Consider the following 13,529-nt stretch of genomic DNA (forward strand, 5'->3'; position numbering starts at 1 on the left):
GCGCCATGCTTTCCTGGATCATCCTCATCCTCGTGCTCATCCTGCTGAGCATCATCGGTGTGAAACTGTTCGCCACCGTCTTCGGCCGTGGCGAGGCGCTGCCGCCCATGCCGCCGACCGCGGAGGTCAAAGAGGCGAACCGTCGCGCGGTGGAAGAAGGCAACTTCGGCGACATCCAGCTCGAGGTCGTGCAGCGCGGCTACCGCATGGATCAGGTCGATGTGCTCATCGAGCAGCTGGCCGGCGGCGCACTGAAGCCGGAAACACGGGTAGAATCGCCCGAAGAAAACGTTTCGAGCACAAACCAATAAGGAGTGTTGACGCATGGCAGCAATGAAGCCGCGTACCGGAAGTGGCCCGATGGAGGCAGTGGAGGAATCGCGCAAGATCGTCATGCGCATCCCGTCCGACGGCGGCGGCCGCCTCGTCGTCGAGCTGACGAAGGAAGAGGCCGGCGAACTCGGTCGCCTGCTCACTGAGGCTGCAGGAGAGTAAATCCGGCCCGACGCGGTAGTATCGCCACATGCTCAACGACATCGTGGACGTACTCGCGGATCCGGTAGACCTGACCCCGCTTCGGGGCGAAGACGACTTTGCGCGTCTCGTCTCCGAAACGGGGCATTCTTATGATGTGGCCAAGCAGGGCTACGTCACGCTGGCCTCGGGCAAGGGGTTGAACCACGAGGGCGACTCGCTGGAGATGATCAACTCGCGCGAGACGTTCCTTTCTAACGGGCATTTCGCCCCGTTTGTGGAGGCGGTGTCCGATCGCGTGGCGGATGTGGTCGAACGCACGTCCGGCGACCGCGACCCGGTGATCCTGGAGGCGGGTGCGGGCACTGGCTACTACCTGGCGCATACGCTCGACCTGATTGAGGGCTCGCGCGGGGTGGGGTTGGACATTTCGGTGCCGGCGGCGAAGCACTTGGCCAAGGCGCACCCGCGCCTGGGGGCCGTTGTGGCGGACGCGTGGGAGCAGTTGCCCGTGCGCACCGGTTCCGTCGATGTGGTCACGGTGGTGTTCGCGCCGCGGAACCCGTCCGAGTTTGCTCGTGTGCTTGTCGACGACGGCGAGGCCGTCATCCTCGTCGCCGACCAAGGCCACCTCGACGAGCTGCGCGACCCGCTGGGCATCCTCGGTGTGGAGGACGGCAAGGTCGAGCGTCTGGTGGATCAGGCGTCGCAGTGGCTGACCCCGGTGTGCGACCCGGAGCTGATTTCCTTCCCGATGCAGCTCGGCCGCGGCGCGATCGCCGCCCAGGTGGGCATGAGCCCGTCGGCGCGCCACTTGGACGCCGACGTGTTGAAGCAGCGCCTCGAGGATCTGCCGGAGCAGATGGAGGTCACCGCCCGCGCGCAGCTGATCCGGCTGCGCAAGGCGTAGGCAACAACCGGTTACCAGCGGGCGGCGAAGCCGCGGCGCCACTCGCCGCTGATGGAGGCCTCACCGCGCGCACGGGAGCGGATGCCCAAGCAGCCGCCTTCGGGCCAGATGCGCGAGGACATGACGACGCTGCCGCCGCCGGCGTAGACCTCGAGGGTGGTGCCGTCGACGATGACGGTGACGTTGTCCTCGTCGTCGTCGTGAAGCGGCGCGGTGGCGGGCGTGCCGTCGAAACGGTCGAGGGTGACGGTTTCGCCGTCGTGGGTGATCACGGCCGCGGGCTCGCCGGCGGCGTCGAGGACCTCGATGGTGACCTCGGAGCCTGTGGGGATCTCGCACACGCCGGCCCACATGCGGGCGCGGTCGGTGGCGCTGACGGCATCCGGCAGGCCCGGGGCGGGGACCTGGTAGAGGCGGCCGCCCTGCAGGGTGACACGGCGCGGCAGGGTCAGCGCGTTGGCCCAGCCTTCGGCGTCCCAGTTCGGCTCGCGGGTGGGGTCGCCGGCGCGGTCGGTGTTGGTCATGAACCCGTAGAGGTAGGCGCGCTCGTAGAGTTTTGCGGTCTCGGCAAGCGTGTAGGTGGTGTTGCGCGGGCGGGTGAAGTCGTGGCCGTAGTCCAGCAGAGTAAACGGAGTCTCGACGCGGAAGACGTTGCCCTTGAGCTCGCCGACGGCGTAGACGGCGGTGTCTTTGCCGTCGCGCTCTAAGGTGACGAAGAGGACGTCGCGGATGTCGCCGCTGACTTCGTCGCGAAGCCGCAGGATGCGCGGGGCGACGAGCGAGGCATCCAGGTCGATGCCGGTGTCGCCGTCGAACTCGAGCGGGCCGATCAGTGTCCACGAGCGGCCGTCGTCTGAGGTGAGCACAACCGGCTTCGGGTCGGTGACAGGCCCGGTGACGGCGAGCATGAGCCAGCCGGCGTGGCCTTGGTCGCGGTCGGATTCGCTGTCCCAGCCGGGCATGACGCACGGGGAACGGAAGTTGGTGTCGCCGGCGGAGTCGTCGACAACCGCACCGATGCGTTCGGCGACGGGGGAGACGTCGAGGTCGTCCTCGTCGGCGCAGAGGTCGTCGGTAAGCGGGACGTGCGCGATCTGGATGGTGTTGCCGGCGGGGGTTTCGGAGGAGAAGAACAGGTCGATGCCGTCGCCGACGGGGATGACGGAGCCGGCGCGCACGTTGGTTTCGTCGCCGACTGGGGCGATGACGTCGTTGCACTCGAGCCAGCTAAACGGGTCCGATTCGCTGAGTTGGTGGCCCCAGCGGCTCGGCGCGTCGGGGGTGGGGCGGAACTGGTAGAACATGTGCCACACGCGCTCGTCGCGACCGCCGGTGCGGAACACGCCCGCCGGGCCTTCGAGGATGCCGCGCTCGGCGGTCACGTGCAGTTCGGGACGGTACACCGTCATCAGATCAACCCCTTGTAAATATCCACTGTTTGCTGTGCGATTGTGCGCCAGGAAAATTCGTTCTTCGCGCGCTCGAGCCCGGCGCGGCCCATCGTGGCGGCTCGGTCGGTGTCGCCGGCGACGGCGTTGACGGCTTCGGCGAGGCGGCGCTCGAAGCCTTCGGCGTCGCCCGCGTCGTAGTCGACGAGCACGCCCGTTTCGCCGTCGACGACGACCTCGGGGATGCCGCCGACGCGCGAGGCTACCACCGCGGTGCCACACGCCATCGCCTCCAGGTTCACGATGCCGAGGGGCTCGTAGACGGACGGGCAGCAGAATACGTCGGCAAGCGAGTAGACCTCACGCACTTTCTCCGCCGGCATCATGTCCTGGACCCAGAACACCCCGTCGCGCTGGGCTTTGAGCTTATCGACGAGCCCACGGGTCTCCGCAGCAATCTCCTCAGTGTCGGGCGCGCCGGCGCACAAGATGAGCTGGATGTCGTCGTCGAAAAGCTGTGCTGCCTTGAGCAGGTGGGCGACGCCTTTTTGGCGGGTGATGCGGCCGACGAAGGCGACGACGGGTTTGGTGGTGTCCACCCCGAGCTCGTCGGCGATGGTGCCGGTTGTGGGGTACCAGTTGGCCGGGTCGATGCCGCTGAGGACGACGTGGACGCGGGAGTCGTCGATACGCGGGTACGCGTTGAGGATCGACTCTTTCATGCCGGACGAGACCGCGATGACGGCGTCGGCGTTTTCCATCGCGTTTTTCTCCGACCAGGAAGAGACGTTGTAGCCGCCGCCGAGTTGCTCGCGCTTCCACGGCCGGTCCGGCTCGAGCGAGTGGGCGGTGACCACATGGGGGATCTCGTGCAGGAGGCCCGAAAGGTGGCCGCCGAGGCCGGCGTACCAGGTGTGGGAGTGCACCACGTCCAGCCCCGCGGTCGCGTCCGCCATGCGCAGACCGGTGGATAGGGTCTTGATCGCGCCGTTGCCGTCGTCCAGCGCCGGGTCGACGCCGTGGACGTAGACGCCGGCGGCGTCGCGCGGGGCGCCCATGCAGTGCACGTCGACGTCGGCAAACTCGCGCATGAAGCGCGTCAGTTCCGTGACGTGGACACCAGCGCCTCCGTAGACTTCCGGCGGGTACTCGCGCGTGAGCATTCCTACTTTCATGCCCGCCGAGCCTACTGACGTTGCCGAATCCCTGCACGGGCCTGAAAATCCCATTAGCCTTGCGGTTATGAAAAGCCAGCCTCGTGTTCTCGCCATCGTCCTGGCCGGCGGGGAAGGCAAGCGCCTCTACCCCCTGACCGCCGACCGGGCTAAGCCTGCCGTGCCGTTCGGCGGCAACTACCGCCTGATCGATTTCGTCCTGTCCAACCTGGTCAACGCCGGCTACATGCGCATTGCGGTGCTGACGCAGTACAAGTCCCACTCGCTGGACCGGCATGTGGCCACGGCGTGGAACGTGTCTGGGCCCACGTCGCAGTACATTGCGTCGGTGCCGGCTCAGCAGCGCCGCGGCAAGCGCTGGTACTCGGGCTCGGCGGACGCGATTGTGCAGTCGCTAAACCTTATTTACGACGACATGCCCGACTACGTCCTCGTCTTCGGCGCGGATCACGTCTACCGGATGGACCCGTCGCAGATGGTGGAGGACCACATCGCCTCCGGCAAGGCCGCCACCGTTGCAGGCATCCGGGTGCCGCGCGCGGAGGCGAGCGCGTTCGGCTGCATCCAGTCCGACGACGACGGCACGATCACCGAGTTTTTGGAAAAGCCTGACAACCCGCCGGGCACCCCGGACGACCCGGAGACAACGTTCGCGTCGATGGGCAACTACTGCTTTTCCACCGAAGCGCTCATCCAGGCGCTGCTTGAAGACGAACAGAACGAGGACTCAGCCCACGACATGGGCGGCGACATCATCCCGTACTTCGTGGCCCAGGGCGAGGCGAACGTGTACGACTTCTCGCGCAACGACGTGCCCGGCGCGACCGACCGCGACCGCGGCTACTGGCGCGATGTGGGCACGGTGGATTCGTTCTACGAGGCGCACATGGATCTCATCTCCTCGCACCCGGTGTTCAACCTGTACAACAAGGCGTGGCCGATCCACGCCACAGACGAGGACAACCTGCCGCCGGCGAAGTTCGTGCTCGGCGGGATCGCGCAGGAGTCCATCGTGGCGTCCGGCTCGATCATCTCGGGTGCGACGGTGCGCAACTCGGTGCTGTCGACGGACGTGCGTGTTTCCGAAGGTGCGACCGTGGAGGGCTCGGTGCTCATGCCGGGCGTGCGCGTGGGCAAGGGCGCGGTGGTGCGCCACTGCATCCTGGACAAAAACGTCTACGTTTCGGACGGGGCAACCGTCGGCGTCGACGCCGCGCGCGACGCGGAGCGGTTCACGGTCTCGGATGCGGGAGTTGTGGTCGTCGGCAAGAGTGAAGTGGTTTAACCGATCTTCGTCACCAGGGTCAGCCCGCCGTCGAGCGGCAGGCGGGCCACGGCGGCGCCGCGCTCGAGCGTGAGCGTATCGACGAACACGTCAGCTTCCCGTGCGGCTTCCGTTTCGCGGTCGCGGCGTGTGGTGTCGGCGACCGTGCCGTCGAGAAGCGAACCTGCGAGGACCAGTGTGCCGCCGGGGGCGAGCAGCGGCCAGGCGGCCTCGATGAGCTGCCGCAGTTCGACGGGGGAGACGTCCGCGTAGACGAGCTGGTAGGCCTCGGTGGCGAGGCGGCCCATGACTTCGAGCGGGCGCGCGGTGAGGAAGCGCACGCGCGACGGGGTGAAGCCGGCGCTGCGCACGGCCTCTTTCGCGCCGGCCTGCAGCGCGGCCTCCGGCTCGATGCAGGTCAGCGTCGCCTTCTCCGGAAGCCCCGCGAGCAGGTGCAGGCCGACCACGCCGGCGGCCGGGGTGACGGCAACTGCGCCCTGGCTTGCCGACGTCGCACCCGCGGCGAGCACAGTCAACAGGTCGCCGACGACGCGGCTCGGGGCGGGCGTGCCGTTCTCGGCGGCGTCCTCGCGCGCTGTGCGCAGCGCCTCGAGCACCGCTTCCGGCAGGTGGCCGCCGTCCGCGGCGCGGGCGTCGAGGTAGGAGTTCATCTGGGTAAATGCGGTCTCACTCACACGGGTCATCATAGCGGCGTTGCGCTCACAGGAGACTGTTAGCTCATCGGCTGGTCTTAGGCAGGCTGGTCTGCAAAACTGACCGCCATGAGTATTGATGTTTCCCTCACCGGCACCGCGGCGTTCGACGCAGGCCAGGCAGCGATGCCCACTTGGGCGGAGCTGGTGGAGGAACATGCCGACAGCGTTTACCGTCTGGCGTTTCGCCTCGCGGGCAACCAGCACGACGCGGAGGATCTCACGCAGGAGACGTTCATGCGCGTGTTCCGCAACCTGAAGGGCTACCAGCCGGGCACGTTCGAGGGCTGGCTGCACCGCATCACCACGAACCTGTTTCTGGACATGGTGCGCCGCCGCGCGAAGATCCGCATGGAGGCGCTGCCGGAGGACTACGAGCGCGTGCCGGGCACGGACATGACCCCGGAGGACGCGTACTCGGTGGCGAACCTGGATCCGGCGCTGCAGCACGCGTTGGACGAGTTGAAGCCGGAGTTCCGCGTCGCGGTGGTCCTGTGCGATGTCGTCGGCATGACCTACGAGGAGATCGCGGAAACGCTCGGCGTGAAGATGGGTACGGTACGCTCGCGTATCCACCGCGGTCGCGCACAGATGCGCGAATCCCTCGAGGCGCAGGCGCTTCACGACGCCGCCGCGAAGGAACTCATCCGCGCCCGGTAAGAGAAAAGGAGTTGACGCTGTGACAAGGTTTAACTCCACGGACCACCTCAACCCGGAGGCCGTGGCCGCCTACGTGGACGGCGAGCTGACGCCTGCTGCGGCCGCGCGCGCGGAGCGCCATTTGGGCCAATGCCCGGAGTGCTGCGAGGAGGTGCGGGCGCAGCGGGGGACGTCGGAACGCTTGCGCGTGTGCGACACTTCAGGTGTGCACGCGCCGGCGTCGCTGGTGGAGCGGCTGGCGCGGATGCGCGCGGAGGACATCCAGGATGCCGAGGAGGAGCGGTTAGGCGTCCGCAGCCGCGTGGAGTCCGCGCTTCGCTCGCTGACCCAGCGCGGGTAAGGTGATGTAGGTGTTTTCATCCATCGGCTGGGGCGAGATCTTCTTCATCCTGATCATCGGGTTAATCGTGATCGGGCCGGAGCGTCTGCCGTCGGTTGTGGAAGATGTGCGCGCCGCCATCTATGCCGCGAAGAAGGCGATTAACAACGCCAAGGCGGAGCTCAACGGCGAGCTCGAGGAGTTCGACGAGTTTAAAAAGCCGATCGACACCGTGTCGCGCTACGCGGCGATGGGCCCGAAGCGCGCGATGGCGAAGGTGCTGTTCGAAGACGACACCCCCGCCGCCCAGCAGCAAGACGAGCAGGTGCGCTCGGGCCCGCGCAAGCCACCCGAGCGCAAGGGGTTCTCCTGGGAGGACGTTACTTAACCTGCGGGTTTAAGCTCTTGCCCTTGAGGGATTCGGGGCGCACTTTCAGCTTATCGACGATCGCTAGCACCGCCTTCGCAGCCGGCGACTCCGGATCGGAGATGACCACAGGGGTGCCGCTGTCGCCGGACTCGCGCAGATTCGGATCGAGCGGGACGGAGCCGAGCAGTTCCACATCCGAGTCGGTCAGTTGCGTCAGGCGCTCGGCGACCTGTTCGCCGCCGCCTTCGCCGAAGACGTTGAGCACCGTGCCGTCGGGCATGGTCATGCCGGACATGTTCTCCACCACGCCGGCGATCTTCTGATCGGTCTGCTGCGCGATGGTGCCGGCGCGCTCGGCGACCTCCGCGGCCGCGGCCTGCGGGGTGGTCACGATGAGCAGCTCCGCATTGGGCACCAGTTGTGCGACGGTGATGGCAACGTCGCCGGTGCCCGGCGGCAGGTCCATGAACAGCACGTCCAGATCGCCCCAGTAGACGTCGGCCAAGAACTGCTGGATTGCGCGGGTGAGCATCGGGCCGCGCCAGACCACCGGGGCGTTACCCTCGACGAACTGGCCGACGGAGATGTGGCGTACGCCGTGGGCGATTGGGGGCATGATCATTTCGTCGACAAGCGTGGGCCCCTTGTCGTCGGAGCCCATCAGCCCGGGCACGGAGTGGCCGTAAATGTCGGCGTCGACGATGCCGACGGTCAGCCCCTGTGCGGCCATCGCGGTGGCGAGGTTGACCGTCATGGAGGATTTGCCCACGCCGCCCTTGCCGGAGGCGACCGCGATGATGCGGGTGCGGGTATCCGGGTCGGCGAACGGGATGACCGGGCCGGACTGCTCGCCGCGCAACTTCTGGGCGAGGGCGCGGCGCTGCTCGTCGCTCATAGTGTGCAAGGTGACGGAGACGTTGCCCACGCCGTCTAGTTCCTCGAGCACCGCGCGGGTGTTGGACTCGATGGTGTCGCGCATCGGGCAGCCGGCGATGGTGAGGTAGATGCCGACGGCCACATCGGCGCCGTCGATGGCAATGGATTCCACCATGTCCAGCTCAGTAATCGGCTTGCCGATCTCCGGGTCCTCCACCCGCGAAAGTGCTTCGCGGACGTCGCTTTCCACAAACTTTTCTTCAGTAGCCATTGCCACCGGATTATAAGCGCGTTCGGTGGTTATCCGGAATCCCGATAGACTTGGCCGTATGACTCAACCCATGAATAAGGGACAGGTGCCAACCGGCTGGCCGGTCGGCTCGTTTAAGACCTACGCGGAGGCGCAGCAGGCCGTGGATGGCCTCTCCGATAAGGAATTCCCGGTGGAAAAGCTCTCCATCGTCGGCGTGGACCTGATGCAGGTGGAAAAGATCACCGGCCGGCTGTCGTGGCCGAAGGTGCTCGGCACCGGCGCATTGTCGGGTCTGTGGATGGGCCTGTTTTTCGGCCTGCTGCTCTCTCTGCTCACGGTGGAGGGCTCCGGCTTCGCCACCTTCATCTGGGCTCTGTTGATCGGTGCGATCTTCGGCGCGGTGTTTGCGGCGGTGGCCTACGCGTTTACCGGCGGCAAGCGCGACTTTTCGTCGGCAACCGCGATCGTGGCGGGGCGTTACGACATCTTGTGCGAGCCCGACGCAGCACCCGAGGCTCGCGACCTGATCGCCGAGGCCGGCGGGACCACCCCGGCGAGCGAGCACGTCATCGGCGAGTAGGCCATGCGGGTGTATCGGACGGCCGCCGCGCTTTCCGCGGCCGCGCTTGCGGTGTCCGGCTGCGCGAGCGAGGACAACATCTACACGCAGCAGCGGCCGGAGAAGGAGGCCATCTCTATTGTGGTGGACGGCGGCTCGACGGAGCAGATCGTGCTCGGCGAGATCTACTCCCAGGTGCTCAACAGCCAGGGCCGGCCGAACAGCGTCACGGCGGTGGAGGGGCTTGCCGCGGCGGCTCCGGTGCCGGTGCTGCGCGAACTGCGCGCTGACTTCGTAGTCACCTGCACGGGCCGCATGCTCGAGCAGACAGACCCGGCGGCGGCTAAGGAGCTGGCGGGCGGCGATATTGCCGACGGCGGTTACACCGACAGCGTCTACGACGCCGCCGTGGCCACGCTGCCGGGCGACATGCGCAGCGTCGACCCGTCGCCCGCGCAAGGCTGCGGCAAGGCGGGGGAGTTGCCGCAAAACGTCATCCCGGTGTTTTACAAAGGCACGTTCGACCGCGGCGAGATGAACCGGTTGAACTTCATCACCCGCGTGCTTTCCACCGACAGGCTCGAGGACATGGCGGAAGCAGTCGACGACGGCACCCCGGTCAAGGACGCGATTGCAGACTGGATCATGGAGTTCGCCCACATCGACGTCCACTTCGACGCCCCGAGCGATCCGGACGACGCCGTCGACCCGGACTCCGCCTCCTAACGGCAGGCAACAAAAAGCACCGGGCCGGTCCCAAGCGGGGCCGGCCCGGTGCTTTTTGATAGGTCGCGGGGCTAGTCGGCGAAGGCTTCGTCGAGAAGCTGCTTCTCCTCCTGCTGGTGGACCTTAGCCACGCCGGTTGCGGTGGTGGACTGGGCGCGACGGGACACGCGGACCATCTCCGGCATGTCCGGGATGAGGGTGCGCAGGTGCTCGTTGTAGAACGGCCACGCGCCCTGGTTGGCCGGCTCGTCCTGGACCCAGCGGATCTCCTTGGCGTTCGGGTAGTTCTTGAACGCGTCGGCGATGCGGTTGAACGGGATCGGGTGGAGCATTTCCACGCGGACGATGGCGACGTCGTCGCGGCCGTCCTTCTGGCGCTTCTTGTCCAGCTCCCAGTAGATCTTGCCGGAGCACAGCAGGATCGTCTTCACCTTATCGGTGTCGCCGACGACCTTGTTGCCGCGCTCGACGAAGTTCGGGTCGTCGATGACGGACTGGAAGCGGTCGACCTCGATGAAGTCCGCCGGCTGGGACACGGCCGCCTTGTTGCGCAGCATCGACTTCGGGGTGAAGACGACCAGCGGGCGCTTCATCTCGCCCATGGCCTGGCGGCGCAGCAGGTGGAAGTGGTTGGCCGGGGTGGAAGGCTGGGCGATGGTCATCGAGCCTTCGGCCACCAGCTGCAGGTAGCGCTCGATGCGTGCCGACGAGTGGTCCGGGCCCTGGCCCTCGTACCCGTGCGGCAGCAGGGAGATCAGCGACGACATCTCGCCCCACTTAGTCTCGGAGGAGGAGACGTACTCGTCGATAATCGTCTGGGCGCCGTTAGCGAAGTCGCCGAACTGCGCCTCCCACGCCACGACGGCGTCCTTGTTGCCCAGGGTGTAGCCGTATTCGAAGCCCATGCCCGCGAACTCGGTCAGCGCGGAGTTGAAGACCTGGAAGTGGCCGCCGTTGCCGGCCTCCTGCGCGTTGTGGTCGAGCGGGTTGTAGGCCTCGGCGTTGTCCGGGTTGTACAGCACCGCGTGGCGCTGGGTGAAGGTGCCGCGCTGGGAGTCCTCGCCGGCGAGGCGGACGAACTTGCCCTGCTCGGCGAGCGAGCCGAAGGCGAGGAGTTCGCCCCAGCCCCAGTCGATGTCGCCGTCGGTGAACGAGCCGCCGCGCTTCTTCAGCACGGTCTTCAGGCGCTTATTGGCGACGAAGTCCTCCGGCAGGGTGGCGAATGCATCGGCGAGGCGCTTGAACTGCTCCTCGGAGATGTTCGTGTCCAGCCCGCGGGTGAGATCCTGGGAGTCGGTGATGCCGGTCTGGTCGCTCGGCTGGCCCTTTTCGGCCTTGACCTCGGAGAAGACGGAGTCGAGCTGGTCGTGGAAGTCCTGTGCGGCCTTCTCTGCGTCTTCCTCGGTGATGTCGCCGCGGCCGATGAGATCCTGCGTGTAGCGCGTGCGTACCGACGAGTGGGAGTTGATGCGGTCGTACATCACCGGTTGCGTCACCGTCGGGTCGTCGGCCTCGTTGTGGCCGCGCAGGCGGTAGCAGATCAGGTCAATGAAGACGTCCTTGCCAAACTCGCGGCGGTACTCGGTGGCGAGCTGGGCGACCCATGCGGCTGCCTCCGGGTCGTCGCCGTTGACGTGGAAGACCGGGCAGTCGAAGCCCTTGGCCAGGTCGGTGGCGTAGTAGGAGGAGCGGCCCGAATCCGGGGTGGTGGTGAAACCGATCTGGTTGTTGACCACGATGTGGATGGTGCCGCCGACGGTGTAGCCCGGCAGGCGCGACAGGTTCAGCGTCTCCTGGACCACGCCCAGGCCAGCGAACGATGCGTCGCCGTGCAGCATGAGCGGAACGACCGGGTGGTCTTCGCGGCCCTTGGTGAGCTTGACTTGGTCTTCCTTGGCGCGCGCCATGCCGACGAGCACCGGGTCGACCGCCTCGAGGTGGGACGGGTTGGCGGCAAGCGAAACCTTGATCTCGCCGTCGCCGAACATCTGGATGTGCTCGCCCTCGAAGCCGAGGTGGTACTTCACGTCGCCGGAGCCGCCCTGCTGGGCTGCGCGCATGTTGCCCTCGAACTCGGTGAAGATGGTCTCGATCGGCTTGCCGACGATATTGAACAGGACGTTCAGGCGGCCGCGGTGCGGCATGCCGATGACGACCTCTTCCAGGCCCTGGCCCGCGGCGGTGTCGATGATGGCGTCCATCAGCGGGATGAGTGTCTCGGCGCCCTCGAGCGAGAAGCGCTTCTGGCCCAAGTACTTCGTCTGCAGGAAGTTCTCGAAGGCCTCAGCGGCGTTCAACTTCTGCAGGATGTACTTCTGCTCCGCGCTGGTCGGCTTGGGCATGCCGGCCTCGACACGGTCGCGCAGCCATTCGCGCTCGTCGCGGTCCATGATGTGGGAGTACTCGGAGCCGACCTTCAAAGTGTAGGCGGCGCGCAGGCGGGACAGCACCTCGCGCAGCGTCATCTTCTCCTTGCCGCCGAAACCGCCGACGTGGAAGGAGCGGTCCAGATCCCACAGGGTCAGGCCGTGGGTTTCCATGAGCAGGTCGCGCGAGTCCGGCTTCGGCAGGCCCGGCTGGTGCCAGTGCAGCGGGTTGGTGTCCGCGATGAGGTGGCCGCGGGAGCGGTAGGCCTCGATGAGCTGCATGACGCGGGTGTCCTTGTTGATGCCGGTGTTCGGCACGTCCTGGGCCCAGCGCAGCGGGGAGTAGGGGATTTCCAGGGCCTGGAAGATGTTGTCCCAGAACTTGTCGTCGATAATGAGCTGCGAGATGTCGCGCAGGAACTCGCCGGACTCCGCGCCCTGGATGACACGGTGGTCGTAGGTGGAGGTCAGGGTGACCAGCTTGCCCACACCGAGCTCGGCAAGGCGGTCCTCGGAGGCGCCGGCGAACTCGGCCGGGTAATCCATCGCACCCACGCCGACGATGGTGCCCTGGCCCTTGGTCAGGCGCGGAATGGAGTGGCGGGTGCCGATGCCGCCCGGGTTGGTGAGCTGGATGGTCACACCCGAGAAGTCGTCCATGGTGAGCTTGCCGTCGCGGGCGCGCTTGACGATGTCCTCGTACGCCTCGACGAACTCGCTGAAGGACTTCGTCTCGCACTCCTTAATGGCGGCGACGACGAGCGAGCGGGAGCCGTCCTTGCCCGGCAGGTCAATCGCCAGGCCGAGGTTGATGTGCTCCGGCTGCACTGCGAAGGACTTGTTGCCGTCCTCCTTGTAGTTTTTGTTCATGTCCGGGTGCAGCTTGGCTGCCTGGACAATCGCGTAGCCGAGGATGTGGGTAAAGGAGACCTTGCCGCCGCGGGTGCGCTTGAGGTGGTCGTTGATCAGCGCACGGTTTTCAAACATGAGCTTGACCGGCATGTCGCGCACGGTGGTCGCGGTCGGCACCGACAGCGACTCGTTCATGTTCTTCGCGATGGCCTTAAACGCGCCCTTGAGCTGGTACTCGCCCGGCTCGACGTCGACCTTGCCCAGCTTGTCCAGCGGGGAGGCCTTCGGCTTCGGGGCGGTGCGCTTTGGGGCGTCGGAAACCTTGGACGCGGCTTCGTCGACCTTGGTCTCGCGGCCGTCCTGCGACGGGGCGCCGGTGGTGCGGGCGACCTTCGGGTCGGTCTTCGGCTGGCTCGCACTGTCCTTGGAAGGGGTGACGGTGGGGGTGCCCTTAGCAGTATTCGGCGCACCCTTGTTCTCGAATAGGTCGCGCCATTCGGCGTCGACCGAGTTCGGGTCGTCCTTGTACTGCTGGAACATCTCGTCAACCAGCCAATCATTCTGGCCGAACGTGTTTTCACTGCTCACGGCAGGTTCTCGCCTTCCTTCTGTTTTGATTTCGCG

General features: G+C 66.5%; 14 protein-coding genes. 9 read left to right on the forward strand and 5 right to left on the reverse strand.

All coding sequences use genetic code 11. From position 1 onward, the window contains the following. Positions 1-5: 5 nt before the first annotated feature. The 3 genes from IAU68_RS04575 to IAU68_RS04585 are packed head-to-tail and all read left to right on the forward strand — an operon-like array spanning position 6 to position 1,384. Positions 6-311 (forward strand): cell division protein DivIVA, encoded by a 306-nt coding sequence (locus IAU68_RS04575; protein WP_171193523.1) that lies wholly within the window; start codon positions 6-8, stop codon positions 309-311. Positions 312-324: 13 nt separating this feature from the next. Next, the gene (locus tag IAU68_RS04580; protein WP_171193522.1) at positions 325-495 is read left to right on the forward strand and encodes a DUF3117 domain-containing protein; all 171 of its coding nucleotides are present in this window, start codon (positions 325-327) and stop codon (positions 493-495) included. 28 nt (positions 496-523) lie between these two features. Next, entirely contained in the window at positions 524-1,384 is an 861-nt protein-coding gene (locus IAU68_RS04585; RefSeq protein WP_171193521.1) for a methyltransferase domain-containing protein, read from the forward strand. A gap of 11 nt (positions 1,385-1,395) precedes the next feature. Here the strand turns inward: IAU68_RS04585 and IAU68_RS04590 are convergent, their stop codons facing one another. Together IAU68_RS04590 and glgA are read right to left on the reverse strand one after the other, a co-directional pair. Beyond that, a complete protein-coding gene (locus IAU68_RS04590; RefSeq protein ID WP_171193520.1) occupies positions 1,396-2,793 on the reverse strand; it encodes a GH32 C-terminal domain-containing protein in 1,398 nt (465 codons plus the stop codon). Next, positions 2,793-3,947, reverse strand: a complete 1,155-nt coding sequence (gene glgA, locus IAU68_RS04595; RefSeq protein WP_202880183.1) for a glycogen synthase — start codon at positions 3,945-3,947, stop codon at positions 2,793-2,795. Before glgA ends, IAU68_RS04590 begins: the two co-directional genes overlap by 1 nt. Before the next feature lie 67 nt (positions 3,948-4,014). Here glgA and glgC point away from each other — a divergent pair, with 67 nt between their 5' ends. Continuing rightward, positions 4,015-5,232 (forward strand): glucose-1-phosphate adenylyltransferase, encoded by a 1,218-nt coding sequence (gene glgC / locus IAU68_RS04600; protein ID WP_171193519.1) that lies wholly within the window; start codon positions 4,015-4,017, stop codon positions 5,230-5,232. Here glgC and IAU68_RS04605 read toward each other — a convergent pair. Next, positions 5,229-5,882: an O-methyltransferase gene (locus IAU68_RS04605; RefSeq protein ID WP_171193650.1), complete on the reverse strand. Its 654-nt coding sequence runs from the start codon at positions 5,880-5,882 to the stop codon at positions 5,229-5,231. The genes glgC and IAU68_RS04605 overlap by 4 nt on opposite strands. A gap of 111 nt (positions 5,883-5,993) precedes the next feature. On the opposite strand from IAU68_RS04605, the gene sigE reads away from it, so the two are divergent. Genes sigE through tatB form a run of 3 tightly spaced genes read left to right on the forward strand, consistent with a single transcriptional unit; the run spans position 5,994 to position 7,291 of the window. Beyond that, complete coding sequence (sigE, locus tag IAU68_RS04610) at positions 5,994-6,584, forward strand: RNA polymerase sigma factor SigE (protein WP_171193518.1); 591 nt, start codon at positions 5,994-5,996, stop codon at positions 6,582-6,584. 19 nt (positions 6,585-6,603) lie between these two features. Continuing rightward, entirely contained in the window at positions 6,604-6,924 is a 321-nt protein-coding gene (locus tag IAU68_RS04615; RefSeq protein WP_171193517.1) for an anti-sigma factor family protein, read from the forward strand. Between the two features lie 10 nt (positions 6,925-6,934). Next, positions 6,935-7,291: a Sec-independent protein translocase protein TatB gene (tatB, locus tag IAU68_RS04620; protein WP_171193516.1), complete on the forward strand. Its 357-nt coding sequence runs from the start codon at positions 6,935-6,937 to the stop codon at positions 7,289-7,291. Here the strand turns inward: tatB and IAU68_RS04625 are convergent. After that, a complete protein-coding gene (locus IAU68_RS04625; protein ID WP_171193515.1) occupies positions 7,284-8,420 on the reverse strand; it encodes an Mrp/NBP35 family ATP-binding protein in 1,137 nt (378 codons plus the stop codon). The genes tatB and IAU68_RS04625 overlap by 8 nt on opposite strands. A 58-nt stretch (positions 8,421-8,478) precedes the next feature. On the opposite strand from IAU68_RS04625, the gene IAU68_RS04630 reads away from it, so the two are divergent. Both IAU68_RS04630 and IAU68_RS04635 read left to right on the forward strand, forming a co-directional pair. Beyond that, positions 8,479-8,982: a general stress protein gene (locus tag IAU68_RS04630; protein WP_171193514.1), complete on the forward strand. Its 504-nt coding sequence runs from the start codon at positions 8,479-8,481 to the stop codon at positions 8,980-8,982. Between the two features lie 3 nt (positions 8,983-8,985). Then, the gene (locus IAU68_RS04635; protein ID WP_171193513.1) at positions 8,986-9,687 is read left to right on the forward strand and encodes a type 2 periplasmic-binding domain-containing protein; all 702 of its coding nucleotides are present in this window, start codon (positions 8,986-8,988) and stop codon (positions 9,685-9,687) included. Between the two features lie 71 nt (positions 9,688-9,758). On the opposite strand, the gene IAU68_RS04640 is transcribed toward IAU68_RS04635, so the two are convergent. Next, positions 9,759-13,493: a multifunctional oxoglutarate decarboxylase/oxoglutarate dehydrogenase thiamine pyrophosphate-binding subunit/dihydrolipoyllysine-residue succinyltransferase subunit gene (locus IAU68_RS04640; RefSeq protein ID WP_171193512.1), complete on the reverse strand. Its 3,735-nt coding sequence runs from the start codon at positions 13,491-13,493 to the stop codon at positions 9,759-9,761. Positions 13,494-13,529 lie beyond the last annotated feature (36 nt).

It is taken from the genome of Corynebacterium lujinxingii, from assembly GCF_014490555.1.
GTDB classification, from domain to species: Bacteria; Actinomycetota; Actinomycetes; order Mycobacteriales; family Mycobacteriaceae; genus Corynebacterium; species Corynebacterium lujinxingii.